18 protein-coding genes and 1 pseudogene are annotated in these 19,049 nt (G+C 59.7%); 9 read left to right on the top strand and 10 right to left on the bottom strand.

The window, feature by feature from the left end; genetic code table 11:
* Positions 1-39: 39 nt before the first annotated feature.
* Both MA884_RS11200 and rlmF read left to right on the top strand, forming a co-directional pair.
* On the top strand, positions 40-2,886 hold the full coding sequence (locus MA884_RS11200; RefSeq protein ID WP_256230579.1) for a valine--tRNA ligase: 2,847 nt from the start codon (positions 40-42) through the stop codon (positions 2,884-2,886).
* A 278-nt stretch (positions 2,887-3,164) separates the two neighbouring features.
* On the top strand, positions 3,165-4,184 hold the full coding sequence (gene rlmF / locus MA884_RS11205; protein WP_256230581.1) for a 23S rRNA (adenine(1618)-N(6))-methyltransferase RlmF: 1,020 nt from the start codon (positions 3,165-3,167) through the stop codon (positions 4,182-4,184).
* Between the two features lie 188 nt (positions 4,185-4,372).
* Here the strand turns inward: rlmF and MA884_RS11210 are convergent, their stop codons facing one another.
* Entirely contained in the window at positions 4,373-4,654 is a 282-nt protein-coding gene (locus MA884_RS11210) for an HU family DNA-binding protein (RefSeq protein ID WP_007905514.1), read from the bottom strand.
* A gap of 394 nt (positions 4,655-5,048) precedes the next feature.
* Here MA884_RS11210 and yejK point away from each other — a divergent pair, with 394 nt between their 5' ends.
* Together yejK and MA884_RS11220 are read left to right on the top strand one after the other, a co-directional pair.
* Positions 5,049-6,053: a nucleoid-associated protein YejK gene (yejK, locus tag MA884_RS11215; RefSeq protein ID WP_173406591.1), complete on the top strand. Its 1,005-nt coding sequence runs from the start codon at positions 5,049-5,051 to the stop codon at positions 6,051-6,053.
* Entirely contained in the window at positions 6,053-6,409 is a 357-nt protein-coding gene (locus MA884_RS11220; RefSeq protein WP_256230583.1) for a glutaredoxin family protein, read from the top strand. Before yejK ends, MA884_RS11220 begins: the two co-directional genes overlap by 1 nt.
* Positions 6,410-6,570: 161 nt before the next feature.
* Here MA884_RS11220 and MA884_RS11225 read toward each other — a convergent pair whose 3' ends face one another.
* From MA884_RS11225 to MA884_RS11245, 5 genes are all read right to left on the bottom strand, one after another.
* Entirely contained in the window at positions 6,571-7,506 is a 936-nt protein-coding gene (locus MA884_RS11225; protein WP_256230584.1) for a glutathione S-transferase family protein, read from the bottom strand.
* Between the two features lie 79 nt (positions 7,507-7,585).
* The gene (locus tag MA884_RS11230; protein WP_256230585.1) at positions 7,586-7,909 is read right to left on the bottom strand and encodes a GIY-YIG nuclease family protein; all 324 of its coding nucleotides are present in this window, start codon (positions 7,907-7,909) and stop codon (positions 7,586-7,588) included.
* Between the two features lie 41 nt (positions 7,910-7,950).
* Positions 7,951-8,421: a nuclear transport factor 2 family protein gene (locus MA884_RS11235; RefSeq protein ID WP_256230586.1), complete on the bottom strand. Its 471-nt coding sequence runs from the start codon at positions 8,419-8,421 to the stop codon at positions 7,951-7,953.
* A gap of 87 nt (positions 8,422-8,508) precedes the next feature.
* Positions 8,509-9,837 carry a CynX/NimT family MFS transporter gene (locus MA884_RS11240; protein WP_371134761.1) on the bottom strand — a complete coding sequence of 443 codons (1,329 nt, stop codon included), beginning with the start codon at positions 9,835-9,837 and terminating at the stop codon, positions 8,509-8,511.
* Positions 9,827-10,057 (bottom strand): hypothetical protein, encoded by a 231-nt coding sequence (locus MA884_RS11245; protein WP_256230588.1) that lies wholly within the window; start codon positions 10,055-10,057, stop codon positions 9,827-9,829. The genes MA884_RS11240 and MA884_RS11245 overlap by 11 nt, the downstream gene beginning before the upstream one ends.
* Positions 10,058-10,150: 93 nt before the next feature.
* Here MA884_RS11245 and MA884_RS11250 point away from each other — a divergent pair, with 93 nt between their 5' ends.
* Both MA884_RS11250 and MA884_RS11255 read left to right on the top strand, forming a co-directional pair.
* Positions 10,151-10,462 (top strand): type II toxin-antitoxin system MqsR family toxin, encoded by a 312-nt coding sequence (locus MA884_RS11250; protein WP_256230589.1) that lies wholly within the window; start codon positions 10,151-10,153, stop codon positions 10,460-10,462.
* Positions 10,459-10,947: a type II toxin-antitoxin system MqsA family antitoxin gene (locus MA884_RS11255; protein WP_256230590.1), complete on the top strand. Its 489-nt coding sequence runs from the start codon at positions 10,459-10,461 to the stop codon at positions 10,945-10,947. The genes MA884_RS11250 and MA884_RS11255 overlap by 4 nt, the downstream gene beginning before the upstream one ends.
* Before the next feature lie 58 nt (positions 10,948-11,005).
* Here the strand turns inward: MA884_RS11255 and MA884_RS11260 are convergent, their stop codons facing one another.
* The 4 genes from MA884_RS11260 to MA884_RS11275 all read right to left on the bottom strand — a co-directional run bounded on the left by MA884_RS11260 (position 11,006) and on the right by MA884_RS11275 (position 15,168).
* A complete protein-coding gene (locus MA884_RS11260) occupies positions 11,006-11,770 on the bottom strand; it encodes an amino acid ABC transporter ATP-binding protein (protein ID WP_256230591.1) in 765 nt (254 codons plus the stop codon).
* 11 nt (positions 11,771-11,781) lie between these two features.
* The gene (locus tag MA884_RS11265; protein WP_256230592.1) at positions 11,782-12,879 is read right to left on the bottom strand and encodes an amino acid ABC transporter permease; all 1,098 of its coding nucleotides are present in this window, start codon (positions 12,877-12,879) and stop codon (positions 11,782-11,784) included.
* 10 nt (positions 12,880-12,889) lie between these two features.
* Positions 12,890-14,071, bottom strand: a complete 1,182-nt coding sequence (locus MA884_RS11270) for an amino acid ABC transporter permease (protein ID WP_256230593.1) — start codon at positions 14,069-14,071, stop codon at positions 12,890-12,892.
* Positions 14,072-14,136: 65 nt separating this feature from the next.
* Positions 14,137-15,168: an amino acid ABC transporter substrate-binding protein gene (locus MA884_RS11275; protein WP_256230594.1), complete on the bottom strand. Its 1,032-nt coding sequence runs from the start codon at positions 15,166-15,168 to the stop codon at positions 14,137-14,139.
* Positions 15,169-15,640: 472 nt separating this feature from the next.
* Between MA884_RS11275 and MA884_RS11280 the strand changes: the two genes are divergently transcribed.
* From MA884_RS11280 to MA884_RS11290, 3 genes and pseudogenes are all read left to right on the top strand, one after another.
* Entirely contained in the window at positions 15,641-16,297 is a 657-nt protein-coding gene (locus MA884_RS11280) for an alpha/beta hydrolase (protein ID WP_256230595.1), read from the top strand.
* Between the two features lie 254 nt (positions 16,298-16,551).
* A pseudogene (gene rhlB, locus MA884_RS11285) lies at positions 16,552-17,859 on the top strand (ATP-dependent RNA helicase RhlB); the annotation flags it as partial.
* Positions 17,860-17,984: 125 nt separating this feature from the next.
* Positions 17,985-18,932: an ornithine cyclodeaminase family protein gene (locus MA884_RS11290; RefSeq protein WP_256230597.1), complete on the top strand. Its 948-nt coding sequence runs from the start codon at positions 17,985-17,987 to the stop codon at positions 18,930-18,932.
* Positions 18,933-19,049 lie beyond the last annotated feature (117 nt).

The raw sequence follows: 19,049 nt of genomic DNA on the forward strand, positions 1-19,049 counted from the left end.
GGCTTTTCCTGAATAAATGCCAATAGGGTCCCGCCGCGCATGGATAAGACCTACCAGCCGCACGCCATTGAAACTTCCTGGTACAACACCTGGGAGTCCGAGAATTATTTCGCTCCGCAAGGCGCGGGCGATTCCTACACCATCATGATCCCGCCGCCGAACGTCACCGGCAGCCTGCACATGGGCCACGGTTTCAACAACGCGATCATGGATGCCCTGATCCGTTTCCGCCGCATGCAAGGCCGCAACACCCTTTGGCAGCCGGGCACCGACCACGCCGGCATCGCCACGCAGATGCTGGTGGAGCGTCGCCTCGAAGCCTTGGGCCAGAACCGCCATGACCTGGGACGCGAGAAGTTTCTCGAGAAAGTCTGGGAATGGAAAGACGAGTCCGGTGGCAACATCAGCCGTCAGATTCGCCGCCTGGGCTCGTCCGTGGACTGGAGCCGCGAGCGTTTCACCATGGACGACGGTCTCTCGGAAGCGGTGAAAGAAGCCTTCGTGCGCCTGCATGAAGACGGCCTGATCTATCGCGGCAAGCGCCTGGTCAACTGGGACACCAAGCTGCACACCGCCATTTCCGACCTCGAAGTGGAAAACCACGACGAGAAAGGCTTTCTGTGGAACCTGAAATACCCACTGGCCGACGGCGCAACCACCGCTGAAGGCAACGACTACCTGATCGTCGCCACCACGCGCCCGGAAACCATGCTCGGCGACGCCGCCGTAGCGGTGAACCCGAACGATGAACGCTACCAGGCCCTGATCGGCAAGTTCGTCGAACTGCCCTTGGTGGGCCGGCGCATCCCGATCATCGGTGATGACTACTGCGACCCCGAATTCGGCACCGGCTGCGTGAAAATCACCCCGGCCCACGATTTCAACGACTACGAAGTCGGCAAGCGCCATAACCTGCCGCTGCTGAACATCTTCGACAAGCACGCCAACGTGTTGCCGGCGGCCCAGGTGTTCAACCTCGACGGCACCCTGAACGAAAGCATCGATGGTCAACTCCCGGCCGAATACGCCGGCCTGGATCGCTTCGAAGCGCGCAAGCAGATCGTCGCGGCGTTCGATGCGGCCGGTCTGCTGGTCAGCGTCGATGATCACGGCCTGAAAGTGCCTAAGGGCGACCGCTCCGGCACCATCATCGAGCCGTGGCTGACCGATCAGTGGTACGTGTCCACCAAACCGCTGGCCGAGCCTGCGATTGCCGCCGTGGAAGACGGCCGCATCCAGTTCGTGCCCAAGCAATACGAAAACATGTACTTCTCGTGGATGCGTGACATCCAGGACTGGTGCATCAGCCGCCAACTGTGGTGGGGCCACCGCATTCCGGCCTGGTATGACGAGTCGGGCAAAGTCTACGTCGGCCGCGATGAAGCCGAAGTCCGCGCCAAAAATAACCTCGGTCCGGACGTTGCCTTGCAGCAGGACAACGACGTACTCGACACCTGGTTCAGCTCGGGCCTGTGGACCTTCTCCACCCTGGGTTGGCCGCAACAGACCGAGTTCCTGAAGAAATTCCACTCCACTGACGTACTGGTCACCGGCTTCGACATCATTTTCTTCTGGGTCGCCCGGATGATCATGCTGACCATGCACTTGGTGAAAAACGAAGACGGAACGCCGCAAGTACCGTTCAAGACCGTCTACGTGCACGGTCTGGTGCGCGATGGCCAGGGCCAGAAGATGTCCAAGTCCAAGGGCAACGTCCTGGACCCGCTGGACATCATCGACGGCATCGATCTGGAAACCCTGGTGCAAAAACGCACTTCGGGCCTGATGCAGCCAAAACTGGCGAAGAAGATCGAGAAGGCTACCCGCGAAGAGTTCGCCGACGGCATCGCCAGCTACGGCACCGATGCCCTGCGCTTCACCTTCTGCTCGCTGGCGTCCACCGGTCGTGACATCAAGTTCGACATGGGCCGCGTCGAAGGCTATCGCAACTTCTGCAACAAGATCTGGAACGCCGCGCGCTACGTGCTGGACAAGGGCGAAGACTGCGGCCAGAACGGCGAAGCCTTTGAGCTGACCCTGGCCGATCGCTGGATCATTTCGCAGCTGCAACGCACCGAAGCCGAAGTCACCCGCCAGCTCGATCAGTTCCGTTTCGACCTGGCCGCGCAAGCCTTGTACGAGTTCATCTGGAACCAGTATTGCGACTGGTACCTGGAACTGTCCAAACCTGTGCTGTGGGACGAAAACGCCCCGGTCGAACGCCAGCGCGGCACCCGCCGCACCCTGGTGCGCGTGCTGGAAGTGGCCCTGCGCCTGGCGCATCCGTTCATGCCGTTCATCACCGAAGAAATCTGGCAGCGCGTCGCACCGCTGGCCGGCGCCCAAGGCAAAACGATCATGCTGCAACCGTGGCCGGTGGCCAACGAAAGCCGCATCGATCCGGCCGCCGAAGACGACATCGAATGGCTCAAGACCTTCATGCTCGGCCTGCGTAACATCCGCGCCGAAATGAACATCGGCCCAGGCAAGCCGCTGACGCTGTTCCTGAACAACGCCAGCGCCGAAGACCTGCGCCGCCTCAACGAGAACGAAGCGCTGCTCAAGAAACTGGCGAAGCTCGAATCGGTGACCGTCCTGGCCGCTGGCGAAGAAGCGCCGCTGTCCGCCACCGCCCTGGTCGGTGAGATGGAAGTGCTGGTGCCAATGGCCGGCCTGATCGACAAGGCTGCCGAACTGGCACGTCTGGACAAGGAAATCCTGCGCTTGAAGGGCGAAGTCCAGCGCGTCGGCGGCAAGCTGTCCAACGCCGGTTTCGTTGACAAGGCGCCGGCTGAAGTCATCGAGAAGGAACGGGCCAAATTGGCCGAGGCTGAACAGGCCTTGGGTAAACTGGCCGAGCAACATGCGCGGATTTCCAGCCTGTAACGGAAATTTGCACTGAAAAAGGAGGTCCTGATGGACCTCCTTTTTTATGCCCGGCCCTTTTTTCCAAACAATGAAGATCCCTTGTGGGGAGCGGGCTGTGTGGGAGCAAAGCTTGCTCGCGATCCAGGCGCTGCGGTCCTCAAGAGACGGCGGCGGTTTCATCGCGGGCAAGCCTTGCTCCCACACAGCCCCACATTTAAACCGCGCAGTCATCAAGACCGAGCCGGATGTGGGACAATGCCCGCCACTTTTTGAGCCAGCCCCGAATCGACCCGCCCATGACCGCCCCCCGCACGCCCAAACCCGCACGCCAGAAGCCCAAACCCGCCACCGAGGCCAAAGCGCCACGGGAGAAGGCCAGCCTGCACCCGCGCAATCGCCACCAGGGTCATTACGACTTCCCGGCATTGATCAAGTCCACGCCCGAGTTGGCGAAGTTCGTGATCATCAACCCATACGGCAAGGAAAGCATCGACTTCGCCAGCCCTGACGCTGTGCGAGTGTTCAACCGGGCGCTGCTCAAGTCCTTCTACGGCATCGCCCATTGGGACATTCCGGCGGACTACCTGTGCCCCCCAGTCCCCGGACGTGCGGACTATGTGCACTGCCTCGCCGATTTGCTGGCCAGCCACAACGAAGGTGAAATCCCCCGCGGGGCGGCGGTGAAAGTGCTGGACATCGGCACCGGCGCCAACTGCGTGTATCCGCTGATCGGCTACAGCGATTACCGCTGGCACTTCCTCGGTTCGGAGATCGACCCGACAGCCATCGCTTCGGCCAAGGCCATTGTCCAGTCCAACGGGCTGAACAAAGCCATCCAGTTGCGCCAGCAGGCCAACCGCAAGCACATTCTTTTGGGCTTGCTGGAAGAGGCCGAGCGGTTCGACCTGACGATGTGTAACCCGCCGTTCCACGCCTCCCTGGAGGAAGCCACCAAGGGCAGCCAGCGCAAATGGCGTGCCCTGGGCAAGGCCGATCCGAAACGCAAACTGCCGGTGCTGAACTTCGGTGGTCAGGCCGCAGAACTCTGGTGCGAGGGCGGGGAGGTCCGGTTCGTGACGCAGTTGATCAGCGAAAGCGCGCAGTTGGCCCAGCAGGTGCTGTGGTTCAGTACGCTGGTGTCGAAGGCATCTAACCTGCCGGCGATTCAAACAGCCTTGAAAAAGGCCGGGGCGCTACACAGCCAGGTCGTAGAAATGTCCCAAGGGCAGAAGCAGAGCCGCTTCGTGGCCTGGACCTTCCAGACCGAGGCCCAGCAACAGGCGTGGCGCCAGGCGCGTTGGGTTCGCAAGGACTAGAAAGGCACTGCTGCACTGTAGGAGCTGCCGAGCGAAGCGAGGCTGCGATCTTTTGATCTTTCCCTTGAGATTCAACTGTCAGGGAAAAGATCGCAGCCTCGCTTCGCTCGGCAGCTCCTACGGTTTCCAAGGCAATAAAAAACCGTGCCCGGATCACTCCGCAGCACGGTTTTTTTATTGCAGCAGTCTTACTTGTTGACCGCGTCGGTCAGGCCTTTGGCCACAACCAGCTTGATTACTTTCTTGGCAGCGATTTCGATGGCGGCGCCAGTCGAAGGGTTGCGGCCGGTACGGGCAGGACGCTCGGTGACTTTCAGCTTACCGATACCTGGCAAGGTGATTTCGCCGCCATTTTCCAGCTGATCGGCAACGATCTGACCCAGTTGGTCCAAAGCATTACGCGCGGTGGTTTTCGGTGCGTCGATAGCTTCAGCGATGTCAGCGATCAGTTGGTCTTTAGTAAGAGCCATGTAGTGTTCCTTCCCTATCAAATTCATATGGATTGCAGAGTGCAGTGTCAGCCATCGAGCCCGATCTCATTGATCAGGCACCCTCGGCAATCACCACGACGGATCGGGGTAATAGATGCCGAAAACCGGGTTTGGTTCGACCTGACAGATGCTGAATGCACGCTTAACGCAGTGACTTCGCGTAAGACCGGGCAAAACTAGCACAACGCCTGTGAAATATCCGCCTCTAGCTACCCATTTGGTCAGCTTTCTTGCGCTAAAACGGTAAAAAAATGCATATGGCGTGTCGGACAGGTCCGAAAGGGGCATTGAAGGGTTCTAAAACCAGTGTTTGCGGTACACTGGGCCTTTTTTGGGGAGCGCGCCCTCCTCTCTTTCATCAGCCGAGAAATCCATGCCGATCCGTCATTGCATCGTCCACCTGATCGACAAAAAACCCGACGGCACACCTGCCGTGCTCCATGCCCGTGACTCCGAGCTGAGCGAGTCCACGGCCATCGAGAACATGCTCGCCGACCTCAACGAGAGCTACAACGCCAAGCAAGGTAAGGCCTGGGGCTTCTTCCATGCCGAGTCCGGGGCGCATCCGTTCAGTGGCTGGCTGAAGGAATACCTTGACGGTGGCAAGGATTTCACCGCGTTCAGTCGCGTGGCGGTGGAGCACCTGCAAAAGCTGATGGAGGAGTCCAACCTGTCGGTGGGCGGCCACGTGTTGTTTGCGCATTATCAACAGGGCATGACCGATTACCTGGCGATCGCCCTGCTGCACCACAGCGAAGGCGTGGCGGTCACCGATGAACTGGACGTGACCCCGTCCCGTCACCTTGACCTGGGCCAGTTGCACCTGGCGGCGCGAATCAATGTGTCGGAATGGCAGAACAACAAGCAGTCCAGGCAGTACATCTCGTTCATCAAGGGCAAGAACGGCAAGAAAGTCTCGGAGTACTTCCGCGACTTCATCGGTTGCCAGGAAGGCGTCGACGGTCCCGGCGAAACCCGCACCCTGCTCAAGGCCTTCAGTGACTTCGTCGAAAGCGAAGACCTGCCTGAAGACGATGCCCGGGAAAAGACCAAGACCCTGGTGGATTACGCCAGCAGCCAGGCCAAGCTCGGCGAGCCGATGGGCCTGGAAGAACTGTCCGAGCTGATCGACGAAGATCGCCCGAAAGCCTTCTACGATCACATCCGCAACAAGGACTACGGGTTGTCGCCGGAAATCCCAGCGGATAAACGCACCCTCAACCAGTTCCGCCGCTTCACCGGCCGCGCCGAAGGCTTGTCCATCAGCTTCGAAGCCCACCTGCTGGGCTCCAAGATCGAATATGACGAGGAAGCCGGGACGCTGATCATCAAGGGGTTGCCCACGTCGCTGACCGACCAGCTCAAGCGCCGTAACTGATGCTCGCAAAGGTACTGAAGAAGTTTCTACTGATTCTGCTGGTGGTTGTGGCGTACCAGAACTGGGGCAAGATCGAGCGGGTGTTCAACCCCTCGCAAATGCTGCCTGAACAGATCAGGGCCAATGCCCGGGTCGTGCTGTATGCCACCGACTGGTGCGGTTACTGCAAGGCGACCCGGCGATTCCTCGATGAAAAAGGCGTGCCCTATCGCGAATTCGATATCGAGAAAGATGCCCAGGCGCGCAAGGCCTATGAGGCGTTGGGTGGGCGCGGGATCCCGATTCTGGATGTGAATGGCACGCTGATTCGTGGGTTTGAGCCGCAGAACATTCTCAAGGCACTGTCCGCGAAATAGGTTTGTCCGCTAGCGATGGTGCTGGGTCTGATGGCCTCATCGCGAGCAGGCTCGCTCCCACAGGGATTCGCGGCGGACGCGAATCCTGTTACCACTGCAAATCCAGTGTGGGAGCGAGCCTGCTCGCGATGGCGGCGCACCGGTCATCCCCTCAATGAAGATCAGACCGCCTCAATCCGAAACCCGAACCGCGGAAAGTGCACATGCACCACCCCGCCAAGCGCGTCTTCACGACGCAGGATCAGCTCTTCACGACCGGCAAACAACAACTCTCCAACCACCGGGTCGACGCCATAATCAGTGGCGGCGATCGCCACCTGCTGTCCTTTCGTGAACCCATTCGGCTCCTCGAATGACTCATCCGGCAGCGCTGCCGGCGTAGCGTTGCGAGCCACTTCCAAAGCCTCTTCGGAACGCATTGCGTTCGACGCGCCATGGCCAAAACCCAGCACCCGCGCCAACCATGCCGAAATCGCCGGGTAGGCGTCCACCAGCGGCGAGGTCACCGGGGTGCCCTTGAGAAACCACAGCGGATGGGCCATGGCGAAGTCGGCAATCGACGGTTCACCTAACAGGAAATCACCCTCCTCGCGCTGCAACTGTTGCTCAAGACGCGCCATGATCGTCGGCCATTGGTGCTTGGCCTGTTCGGCAGACAGACGCGTGGTCGTGCCGCCACTGAACAGCCCGGCACGGTCGCTGATGAATGTCTTGATGGCTTCAGGCGATAGCTTGGCGAAACGCACCGCCACCGACTCCGGCTGGAACACCAGGCTCACCGCATGCTGAAACACCACCGAATCAGCCCATGCGGCAAAAGACGCTGCGATCATCTCCCGGCCTTCGGGAAACAGCGCCGGCGAAGTTTTTTCCTGCTCCAGCCGGCGGGCGATCAGCGCCGTATCGCAATAAACATCGGCGCCGATCTGCAGCACCGGGGTCTTGCGATAGCCACCCGTCAGAGCCGTCAAATCGGGTTTGGGCATCATCGGTGGGATATGCACCGAACGCCAGGACAGGCCCTTGAAACCCAGCAGCAAACGGACTTTCTCCGCGAAGGGAGACGCCGGGTAATGATGAAGAATCAACTCTGACATGAGATTCGCCACTGCAGGAAGGAAGTCTTGCAGCTTAGCGCGCCTGGCCGGACCAGCCTACCGGCCTGATAAAGGCCTATCAGCCAGGCTGATGAAGCGACAGCGCACTGGCCACCAGGCATTCCTTGGCGCTTTTCTTGAGTTTCTTGATCAGTCGCTCCTGGCGCAGCGCTTCACCCTTGTCACGACAGACTTCGGTATACACCAGCGCCACTGCCGGGCTGGAGAGAAAAAAACGCGCACCCTTGCCGCTTTGATGCTTGGCGAAACGCCGCACCGGGTCATCACTGATGCCGCAGTACAGCGAGCCATTGGCGGCCCGTACCAGGTAGACGAACCAAGGTTTGCCCGGTTCGGCTGCGACTTGCCCGGACAGTTCGGAGGATGGGTTGGCGGTCGTCACAGGATGTTCAACAGGCGTGTAGGAAACAAGCCGCGATCTTATCAGCGACTGGCCTGGAACGCCCGTAGCCCCTTGAGCGCCTGGGCCCTGACGGCGTTGCGCACCAGCGGCGTCCAACCCAGCAACAGGCCCTTGGTGCCCAACGCCTGGCGGGACCAGCGCCACAGATCAAAGCTGTCATGGTGTTCGCAGATCTTGCCATCGCGAAAGACAAAGCGTGCCTGGATGTCATTGACCACGATGTTGCCGGTCTGGCTGAACAGGTACGTCGCCACCCAGTGCGCACCGCCGGTACGCTCATCGCTGCGCACGTTATCGAAGGTCAGGGAAAAATCCTTGGCCCGGGTCGTCAACATACGCCACATGTCGCCGGCATCGCGCCCGCGCAGTTCGCCAAACGCCGGGTCGCTGAACACCACGTCGTCGGTGTAGCAGGCGCTCATGGCGTCGGCGTCCAGGCGCTGGAAGGCCTGATAAAAACGGGTGATCAAGGCGTTGTGGGCATCACTCATGGACCGGCTCCGAAAAACGTTTCAGTAAGCCTGCACGATAATCGGCCGCCGCGGAGAAGACCATCGTCATTCGCCATGAAAATGATATCAACGAAGGTCAGTGACTCTTTCGCTCTCGACCCCGACGTACAACGCCCGGCCTGCGCCGATACCCGCGATGATCGCCCCCAGGCCAACCAGGCCGAAGATCCAGCCGAGGGCATTCCAGCCGCCGGTCAAGTCGTGGACAACCCCGACCGCGAACGGCCCCATGGACGCCAATGTATAGCCGAAACCTTGGGCCATGCTGGAAAGGTTCGCGGCCACATGGGCGTCCCGCGAGCGCAGCACGATCAGCGTCAGAGCCAGGCTGAACGTTGCTCCCTGGCCGAGCCCCAGCAGGATCGCCCAACCCCACAAGCCTTCAATAGGCGCATAGAGGCATCCGAACAGCCCGCCAAGGGTCATGACCATGACGATCACAATGGCTAGGCGCTGATCCTTGCCCCGGGTCGCCAGCCAGGGCGCCGCCAGGGAACTGATCAGTTGCACGATGACCGAGCCGGACAACACCAGCCCCGCCTGGGTTGGCGTCAGGCCACGGCCAATGAGGATCGACGGCAGCCACCCGAACACGATGTAGGCCAGGGACGACTGCAACCCCATGTACAACGTCACCTGCCAGGCCAACGGGTCACGCAGCAAACCGCGAACCCGATACGCCACCTGATGAGCACCGTGTTTCTGGCCCACTTGCGGTAGCCAGAACACGGCGGCCAGCAGCGCCGGCACTACCCAGAACCCCAGGCCCATCGCCCAACTGTGCCCCAGATGCTCGCTCAACGGCACAGTGGCCCCGGCCGCCATTGCCGCCCCCAGGCACAGCGCCATGGTGTAGACGCCAGTCATGGCGCCGGCGTGTTTGGCGAAATCACGCTTGACGATGCCCGGCAACAGCACACCGATCACGCCAATGCTCGCACCGGCCAGGATGCTGCCAGCAAACAGGCCGACCTGGCCGAATGAACTGCGCAAAATGATCCCGCCGGCCAGGGCCAGCAAGATCCCCAACACCACGCGTTCGGCTCCAAAGCGCCGCGCCAGCACCGGCGCCAGCGGTGCGAACAGGCCCAGGCAAAGCACTGGCAAGGTGGTCAGCAAACCGGCCTGGGCAGCCGACAAGCCAAGGCTTGTTGAAACTTCGCTGAGCAGCGGGGCCATGCTCGACAGCGCCGGACGCAGGTTCAGCGCTACCAGGATCAACCCGAGCAGTAACAGCCAGGGTTTGCGCAGCAATGGATGGGCCTGCTGGGTCTGCTCATCATCGGTTTCGGCGTCGATCAGCAAATGTTCAAGCTCTGCGGCGCGTTTTGGCGTTGTCGGAGTCGTGCGGTCAAGCGTATCGCGGGACATGGAAAGCTCTGGTTCAGGGTTCATTGATCAACGGTCGGCCAAAGGTCTTAACCCGTGAACGAGCCTGTTGTTCGACGGCATCGAGGATTTCGATGTGCAAGTCGTACACATGTCGATGACGAGGGACGAGGTTGAGGCTGCGGTGCAACTGCGCGCCGATTACGCTGGGGAAGTAGCGATAGCGCTCACTGAGTGCATGGGTTGAATTTTCTGACAGATTAGTCAGCTTCTTGTAGGACGGCAACCGCCTAAGGTCAAGGCGAGGGAAAGGAGTGAAATTTTCGATTGGTCAAAATTACCCTTTAAGGGTAATTTTAAGGACAAGGCACACAGTTCTATGGAAAAGAGCACACCCCACTACGACCTGGCAGTGGTCAAGGCAGAAGTCCTCAGGCTGGGGAGCAAGGCATTCACAATGAGCGCTCAGGAAGGCGGTCGAAGAATGTCGTTAAGCACTGCCCGGATGCTGCGAATCATTGCCTCGCTGGAGTGCCGGATGCTGCACAAATCGATGACGACCTATGCCGATCATCGAGTCTGGCAGGACGTTTATCACACAACATTTCAGGATCGGGAGATTTACATCAAGGTGACCTACCGCCCTGGCGGTGGGCATCCGGCAGTCTCCTTCAAGGAGAAAGACCAATGAAAACGCAGCAATGTGTCAACTGCGGTACTCAAGACGCAATGCAACACTTTGAGGGCCGTAGCTTTACCATCGACTACAAGCAGGTAGCACGGCAGGTGCACGACATCGCCGGGTGGGAGTGCCGGGTCTGTGGTGAAATCGAATTTGATCACGACACCGACAGCGCGCAACGTTACTCCCGCGTGAGCGATCAGTTGCTCGAAGATTGCTCCCAGGCGATGGGGGCGGAGATGAAACGCATCCGCCGTAAACTGCACCTCACGCAAAAGGACGCGGTGAAGCTGCTATCTGGCGGCGGACACAACGCCTTTTCCCGTTACGAGCGTGGCGAAATCGCCCCACCGCAACCATTGTTCATGTTGATGCGTCTGCTTGATCGTCACCCCCATCTGATGGCTGAGGTACACGCACTGAGCGAGGGCACCGATCTGAAGCAGTTGTTGGCGACCCGCCATCCGGAACAGAAAACTGTCCTGACACCCTGAATACCAGGAAAAAATAAACCCGGACAAGTCCGGGTCTATTTCAATGCCTAAGGCCGGATCAATGCAGAATCTGGCTCAGGAACAGCTTGGTGCGCTCGTTCTGCGGGTTGTCGAAGAAGTCGTTCGGCGCGGCCTGTTCGACGATTTCCCCCTTGTCCATGAAGATCACGCGGTTGGCCACGGTGCGGGCAAAGCCCATTTCGTGGGTCACGCAAAGCATGGTCATGCCGTCTTCGGCCAGGCCGATCATGGTGTCCAGAACCTCTTTCACCATTTCCGGGTCGAGTGCCGAAGTCGGTTCGTCGAACAGCATGATTTTCGGTTTCATGCACAGGGCACGGGCGATGGCCACACGCTGCTGCTGGCCGCCGGAGAGCTGGCCCGGGTATTTGTGCGCCTGCTCTGGAATGCGTACGCGCTCCAGGTAATGCATGGCGATTTCCTCGGCCTTGCGCTTGGGCATCTTGCGCACCCACATCGGCGCCAGGGTGCAGTTCTGCAGGATGGTCAAGTGCGGGAACAGGTTGAAGTGCTGGAACACCATGCCGACTTCACGGCGGATCGCTTCGATCTGCTTGAGGTCGTTGGTCAGTTCCACGCCATCGACCACGATGCGGCCCTGCTGGTGCTCTTCCAGGCGGTTGAGGCAGCGGATGGTGGTGGATTTGCCGGAACCCGACGGGCCGCACAACACGATACGCTCGCCCTGCTGGACGTTCAGGTTGATGTCTTTCAACACGTGGAACTGGCCGTACCACTTGTTCACGCCCTGCATCTGAATAATGCCTTCAGGGCTCACAGGCTGTTTGATCGCTTCACTCATAAACTACGCTCCTAACGCTTGTGGCCAGTGTCCAGCTTGCGTTCCAAATGCATGGAATAGCGGGACATACCAAAACAGAAAATCCAGAACACCAGGGCGGCGAACACATAGCCTTCGGTGGCCATGCCCAGCCATTTCGGGTCGGCGGCAGCTTGTTTCACGCTGTTGAGCAGGTCGAACAGGCCGATGATGATCACCAGGCTGGTGTCCTTGAACAGCGCGATGAAGGTGTTGACGATACCCGGGATGACCATCTTCAGGGCTTGCGGCAAAATCACCAGGCCCATGCTGCGCCAGTAGCCCAGGCCCATCGCCGCGGCCGCTTCGTACTGACCTTTGGGGATCGCTTGCAGGCCGCCACGCACCACTTCCGCCACGTAGGCCGACTGGAACAAGATCACGCCAATCAGTGCCCGCAGCAGTTTGTCGAAGTTCATACCTTCAGGCAGGAACAGCGGCAACATCACCGAGGACATGAACAACACTGTGATCAACGGCACGCCACGCCAGAACTCGATGAAGGTCACGCAGACCACGCGGATCGCCGGCATGTTCGAGCGTCGGCCCAAAGCCAGCACGATGCCCAGCGGCAAAGCCCCGGCAATACCGACGGTGGCGATGACCAGGGTCAGCATCAGGCCGCCCCATTGGCTGGTCGACACGGTGGCCAGACCGAACACGCCACCGTGCAGCAGGCACCAGGCGATGATCGGATACAGCACCAGGAAGCTCAGGCCGTAGACCGCCTTGCGCGGGAAGCGCGAGATGAACAACGGTGCCACACCGATGACCGCCAGCCACACGGTCAGGTCCACGCGCCAGCGCAGGTCCGCCGGGTAGTAACCGTACATGAACTGGCCGAAGCGCTGCTGGATGAACACCCAGCAGGCGCCCTCCTTGGTGCAGTCAGCCTGGGTGGTGCCGACCCAGTTGGCATCGAGGATCGCCCAACTGATGATCGGTGGAACCACGAGGTAAATCAGGTAGAACGCGAACAGTGTCAGCAAGGTGTTGAGCCAGCTGGAGAACATGTTCGCACGCATCCATGCCACCGGCCCGAACACTTTGCTCGGCGGCGGCATATCAGGTTTGAAAGTATGGGATGTCATGCGCTTTTCCTCACCGCTCGATCAGCGCAATGCGCTTGTTGTACCAGTTCATCAGCAGGGAAATGCTGATACTGATCGCCAGGTACACGCTCATGGTGATGGCAATAACTTCGATCGCCTGCCCGGTCTGGTTCAGCACCGTACCGGCAAACAGCGAAACCATTTCCGGATAACCGATACCGGCCGCCAACGAGGAGTTCTTCGCCAGGTTCAGGTATTGGCTGGTCAGCGGCGGGATGATCACGCGCAGGGCTTGCGGGATAATCACCTTGCGCAGGGTCGGACCGTTGCGCAGGCCCAGGGAATGAGCCGCTTCGGACTGGCCGTGGCTAACCGACTTGATGCCCGAACGCACGATCTCGGCGATGAACGCCGCGGTGTACACCGTCAGTGCCAAAGTCAATGCCAGCAATTCGGGAATCAGTACCCAGCCACCGACGAAGTTGAAGCCCCTGAGTTCCGGCATTTCCCAGTGCACAGGGGCGCCGAAGACCAGGGCGCACAGCGCCGGGATCACCAGGAACAACGCCAGGCCCACCCAGAATTTGTGGAACGGCTCGCCCGTGGCTTCGAAACGCTTATTGGCCCAGCGGGTCATCAGCACGATGGCGACGATCGCCAGCACGACGCTGATCACAAATGGCCAGAACCCGTCCGCCACCAGTGCGGCCGGCATGTTCAGGCCCCGGCTGCTGACAAAGAAGGTGTCACCGAAGTTATGGGCGGCGCGCGGTCCCGGCATGGTCAGGAACACCGCGAAGTACCAGAACAGGATTTGCAGCAATGGCGGGATGTTACGGAAAACCTCCACGTACACCGTTGCCACTTTGGCGATGATCCAGTTTTTCGACAGCCGGGCCACGCCGACTATGAAACCGAGAATCGTCGCCAGAATCACGCCGATGAACGTCACCAGCAGAGTGTTGAGCAACCCGATGACAAAGACACGGGCGTAGCTGTCCGCTTCGGTGTAGTCGATCAGGGTTTGAGCGATGCCGAACCCGGCACTGCGCTCCAGAAAGCTGAAACCGGAGGTGATGCCCCGGTGCTCAAGGTTGGTTTGCGTGTTATCGAACAGAAACCAGCCCAGTGAAACCACCGCCACAATGGTGACGATCTGAAATACCCAGGCACGCACTCGTGGATCGCTGAGGCTAAGCCTCTGCTTAGGTGCGCCGATTGAATTTTGCATGAAGTGCCCCGCAAAGAATGGAACAGAACATCACCCGGTGGTTGGCCCACCGGGTGATAGAACCATCAGCGCACTGGTGGTGCGTATTGAATGCCGCCGTTGGTCCACAGCGCGTTCAGGCCGCGATCGATGTCCAGCGGGGTGCCTTTGCCGAGGTTGCGCTCGAACACTTCACCGTAGTTACCGACTTGTTTGACGATCTGGACAACCCAGTCTTTGGGCAGCTTCAGGTCTTTACCGTATTCACCGTCAGCACCGAGCATACGGGCGACGTCCGGGTTCTTGGTGGATTTGGCTTCAGCTTCAACGTTCTTCGAAGTGATGCCGGCTTCTTCAGCGTTGAGCATGGCATAGCCAGTCCAGCGCACGACTTTCGCCCACTCTTCGTCGCCATTACGCACGACCGGACCCAATGGCTCCTTGGAGATGGTTTCCGGCAGAACCACGTAGTCCTTCGGTGCGGCCAGTTTGCTGCGCTGGGCGAACAGCTGGGACTTGTCGGAGGTCAGCACGTCGCAACGACCGGATTCCAGCGACTTGGCGCTTTCATCGGAGGTATCGAAGGTGATCGGGGTGTACTTCAGACCGTTGCCACGGAAGTAGTCGGAAACGTTCAGCTCGGTGGTGGTACCGGCCTGGATGCAGATGGTTGCACCGTCCAGTTCCTTGGCGCTCTTGACGCCCAGCTTGCTATTTACCAGGAAGCCGATGCCGTCGTAGTAGGTAATGAAGCCTGGGAAAATCAGGCCCATGCCCGCGTCACGAGAGCTGGTCATGGTGGTGTTGCGCGACAGGATGTCAATTTCGCCAGACTGCAGCGCGGTGAAACGCTCCTTGGCGTTCAACTGGCTGAATTTCACTTTGGTCGCATCGCCGAATATGGCAGCGGCCACGGCGCGGCAGAAGTCGGCGTCGATACCGAGGATCTTGCCGGAGGCATCAGGCACCGAGAAACCCGGCAGGCCATCGCTCACACCGCATTGCACAAAGCCTTTCTTTTGTACGGCATCCAGGGTTGCACCCGCCTGAGCGAACCCGCTGACACCGAGCACTGCTGCTGCAGTCACGACTGCCAGGGTGGATTTCAGTAACTTCATTCAAACCTCCAGTTTTGCTCTTGTTGTGTCGGAGCTCGAGCCCTGTCGCACCCTTATGGGGCATTGCCGACCCTTGTTGGCTTTTTTTAGGGTCAACCGACGTCTGGACCTTCGCTATGAGTCTAATAATGAGAATGCCCCTAAACAGGGCGCCAACTCATCTCTCACCAATCGGCCGAACGGGCTGTAGCCCTTCACGTTCGCGAAGCCCGTAGCGGCTATTGGCGAACATCCATCACCGGATTTCTGATATCCCATGCGTCGCGTCAAGCTGATAGTGTTACCGCGCAGCGTAAGAATCATCACTCAAGCTACCTCAAAGCAAACGCCGTACCACACCGCTGCGCTTGCCTCTTATGCGACACGTCAAGACAAAAACTTTTAACATTGCGACATCTAATTAACTGAGGCACCGGGCCCGCACTGTAATAACGCACTGATTGAGCGCGCCCGCACATATTTGGAGCACACCATGAGCGACCCCTTGATTCTCGAGCCCAGCGGCACCGCCGACGCGTGCGTCATCTGGCTCCACGGCCTGGGCGCCGATCGCTACGACTTCCTGCCAGTGGCCGAAATGCTGCAGCAACGCTTGCTCACGACACGTTTCGTTCTGCCTCAAGCGCCGACCCAGCCGGTGACCATCAACGGCGGCTACGCCATGCCCAGTTGGTACGACATCCGCGCCCTGAGCCCCGCGCGAGCCATCGACGAGCAGCAGCTCGACGTGTCGGCGCAACGGGTCATCGATCTGCTCGAAGCGCAGCGAGCCCTCGGAATAGACGCCTCGCGAATTTTCCTGGCGGGTTTTTCCCAAGGCGGCGCGGTGGTCTATCACACCGCATTCGTGAAATGGCAGGGCCCCTTGGGGGGCGTGGTCGCGCTGTCCACTTATGCACCGACTTTCAGCGAAGAACTGCAATTATCGGCCAGCCAGCAACGCATTCCGGTACTGGCCCTGCACGGTCAATACGACGAAGTGGTACTCAACCCTATGGGGCGGACGGCGAAAGAGTATTTAAAACAGCATGGTGTCACCGTGACATGGCAAGAATACCCAATGGGGCATGAAGTGTTACCTGAAGAGATTCGCGACATCGGCACCTGGCTGAGCGAGCGGTTGCGCTAAGTGGGCATGGGGCATGTCAACCCCTTGACGATCACACTACGCCGCGTCCGTTTCTTGCATTACACTGGCCGGCGTACATTCCTTAACCAATCGATGAGATGACCGTGCTCAAAGCACTCAAGAAGATGTTCGGTAAAAGCGAGGCCGAGCAGCTCGCGCCTGGCGCAAGCGCACCTGCCCACAGCCCGAGCCGTGCCGAGGTGCAAAAAAAACCGCGTCGGGCAACGCCTGTTGCTAACACAGAAAAAGACGCGAGCACTGCGCCTGTCGCCCCCGCGCCGGAACAGCTACGCAACGAAGCCCCCAAACCACGCCGCGAGCGCGCACCAAAACCGCCGGTCGTTGCCTGGAAGCTCGAGGATTTCGTCGTAGAACCCCAGGAAGGCAAGACCCGCTTCCATGACTTCAAACTCGCCCCGGAACTGATGCATGCCATCCAGGACCTGGGCTTCCCGTACTGCACGCCGATCCAGGCGCAGGTGCTGGGGTTCACCCTCGCCGGTAAAGATGCCATCGGCCGCGCCCAGACCGGCACCGGCAAGACCGCCGCGTTCCTGATTTCCATCATCACCCAGTTGCTACAGACCCCGCCGCCCAAAGAACGCTACATGGGCGAACCGCGAGCGCTGATCATCGCGCCGACCCGCGAGCTGGTGGTGCAGATCGCCAAGGACGCCGCTGACCTGACCAAGTACACCGGGCTGAACGTCATGACATTCGTCGGCGGCATGGACTTTGACAAGCAACTCAAGCACCTCGAAGCCCGTCACTGCGACATTCTGGTGGCAACGCCAGGACGCCTGCTGGACTTCAACCAGCGCGGCGATGTGCACCTGGACATGGTCGAGGTGATGGTGCTGGACGAAGCCGACCGCATGCTCGACATGGGCTTCATCCCGCAAGTGCGCCAGATCATTCGCCAGACTCCGCCGAAAAGCGAACGCCAGACCTTGCTGTTTTCCGCCACTTTCACCGAAGACGTGATGAACCTGGCCAAACAATGGACCACTGACCCGTCCATCGTCGAGATCGAGGCGCTGAACGTCGCCAGCGAAAATGTCGAACAGCACATCTACGCCGTGGCCGGTGCCGACAAGTACAAGCTGCTCTACAACCTGGTCAACGACAACGGTTGGGAGCGCGTGATGGTGTTCGCCAACCGCAAGGACGAAGTCCGTCGTATCGAGGAGCGCCTGGTGCGCGATGGCGTTAACGCCGCCCAGTTGTCGGGCGACGTGCCGCAACACAAACGCATCAAGACGCTGGAAGGCTTTCGCGAAGGCAAGATCCGGGTGCTGGTGGCCACCGATGTGGCCGGGCGCGGGATTCATATCGACGGGATCAGCCACGTGATCAACTTCACCCTGCCGGAAGTGCCGGACGACTATGTGCACCGGATCGGACGCACTGGGCGCGCAGGTGCCGAGGGCGTGTCCATCAGCTTTGCCGGGGAAGACGACTCCTATCAGTTACCGTCCATCGAGGCGCTGCTGGGGAAAAAAATCAGTTGCGAAACCCCGCCGACCCATCTGCTTCGTCCGGTTGAGCGCAAACGCCCTTAACCAACGCTACAAACTAGAAAGCGCAGCCTCAAGTGGCTGCGCTTTTTTTTGTCCGGCATATTGCTCGATCGAACTAAAAGTCCATAATGGACAAAATAGTTTAATTCGAGCATTCCGGAGTCCCGATGCCCAGCGCGCCTTATGTAATGAACCAAGCCCAGGCCCGAGAGCTGCTCGGGCAGGTCGACGTACCGCAGATTTTACGCAAGCTATTCCACGACCTTGCCGCCGGACAGGCCGTCCAACCGGCCCAGCAACTTGTGGCGTTTCCCCAGGGTGCCGGGGATTTCATCAACTACCTGGGCGTGCTGGTCGAAGATCAGGTCTATGGGGTCAAGACTTCGCCGTATATCGTGCGCGAGCAAGGTCCATTGGTGACCGCCTGGACCTTGCTGATGTCGATGCAGACCGGCCAACCACTGCTGCTGTGCGATGCCGCCGAACTGACGACCGCCCGCACCGCAGCCACCACCGCCGTTGCCGTGGATGCCCTCGCCCCGTTCCAGGCCCAGCGTTTGGCAGTCATCGGCAGCGGCGCAGTGGCAAGGGCCCACGTGCAGTACGTCAAGGGTTTGCGGGACTGGCAAAGCATCAGCCTCTACTCGCCCAGCCTGCAGAATAAATCGCCGCAAGAGCTTGCTTCGCTCACCGATCTGGATCCGCGCCTGCAAATCGCTGCCAGCCTTGAAGCGGCGCTGCACGACGCCGATGTCGTGATGCTCTGCACCTCGTCCGCTGAGACGGTGCTTGACCCGCAGACGCTGACCAAACCGACCCTGATTACCTCCATCAGCACCAATGCTCCGCGCGCCCATGAAGTGTCACCCCAGAGCCTCAACGATATGGACGTATTCTGTGACTATCGTCAGACCACTCCCGGTTCGGCCGGTGAAATGCTGATTGCCTCTGAACAGCACGGTTGGGACGCGTCACGCCTTGTTGGGGATTTGCCTGAATTGCTCAGCGAACACGTGGCGCGCCCCAACTATGAACGCCATGTGTTCTTCCGCTCCCTCGGCCTGGGACTGGAAGACGTTGCGCTGGCGAATGCGCTTTACCAGCTTCACAACTGACACAGCCAATTTCCCTTGTGGGAGCGAGCCTGCTCGCGATGCGGTTTATCAGATAAGAATATGTGGCTGACACACCGCATCGCGAGCAGGCTCGCTCCCACAGGGTTGTACTAACTC

It is taken from the genome of Pseudomonas sp. Q11 (assembly GCF_024494355.1).
Classification (GTDB): Bacteria; Pseudomonadota; Gammaproteobacteria; order Pseudomonadales; family Pseudomonadaceae; genus Aquipseudomonas; species Aquipseudomonas hefeiensis.

Coding starts and splice junctions, on each gene's coding strand:
- MA884_RS11200 (WP_256230579.1), top strand. CDS start 40: ATGGATAAGACCTACCAGCCGCACGCCATTGAAACTTCCTGGTACAAC.
- rlmF (WP_256230581.1), top strand. CDS start 3,165: ATGACCGCCCCCCGCACGCCCAAACCCGCACGCCAGAAGCCCAAACCC.
- MA884_RS11210 (WP_007905514.1), bottom strand. CDS start 4,654: ATGGCTCTTACTAAAGACCAACTGATCGCTGACATCGCTGAAGCTATC.
- yejK (WP_173406591.1), top strand. CDS start 5,049: ATGCCGATCCGTCATTGCATCGTCCACCTGATCGACAAAAAACCCGAC.
- MA884_RS11220 (WP_256230583.1), top strand. CDS start 6,053: ATGCTCGCAAAGGTACTGAAGAAGTTTCTACTGATTCTGCTGGTGGTT.
- MA884_RS11225 (WP_256230584.1), bottom strand. CDS start 7,506: ATGTCAGAGTTGATTCTTCATCATTACCCGGCGTCTCCCTTCGCGGAG.
- MA884_RS11235 (WP_256230586.1), bottom strand. CDS start 8,421: ATGAGTGATGCCCACAACGCCTTGATCACCCGTTTTTATCAGGCCTTC.
- MA884_RS11240 (WP_371134761.1), bottom strand. CDS start 9,837: ATGAACCCTGAACCAGAGCTTTCCATGTCCCGCGATACGCTTGACCGC.
- MA884_RS11250 (WP_256230589.1), top strand. CDS start 10,151: ATGGAAAAGAGCACACCCCACTACGACCTGGCAGTGGTCAAGGCAGAA.
- MA884_RS11255 (WP_256230590.1), top strand. CDS start 10,459: ATGAAAACGCAGCAATGTGTCAACTGCGGTACTCAAGACGCAATGCAA.
- MA884_RS11260 (WP_256230591.1), bottom strand. CDS start 11,770: ATGAGTGAAGCGATCAAACAGCCTGTGAGCCCTGAAGGCATTATTCAG.
- MA884_RS11265 (WP_256230592.1), bottom strand. CDS start 12,879: ATGACATCCCATACTTTCAAACCTGATATGCCGCCGCCGAGCAAAGTG.
- MA884_RS11270 (WP_256230593.1), bottom strand. CDS start 14,071: ATGCAAAATTCAATCGGCGCACCTAAGCAGAGGCTTAGCCTCAGCGAT.
- MA884_RS11275 (WP_256230594.1), bottom strand. CDS start 15,168: ATGAAGTTACTGAAATCCACCCTGGCAGTCGTGACTGCAGCAGCAGTG.
- MA884_RS11280 (WP_256230595.1), top strand. CDS start 15,641: ATGAGCGACCCCTTGATTCTCGAGCCCAGCGGCACCGCCGACGCGTGC.
- MA884_RS11290 (WP_256230597.1), top strand. CDS start 17,985: ATGCCCAGCGCGCCTTATGTAATGAACCAAGCCCAGGCCCGAGAGCTG.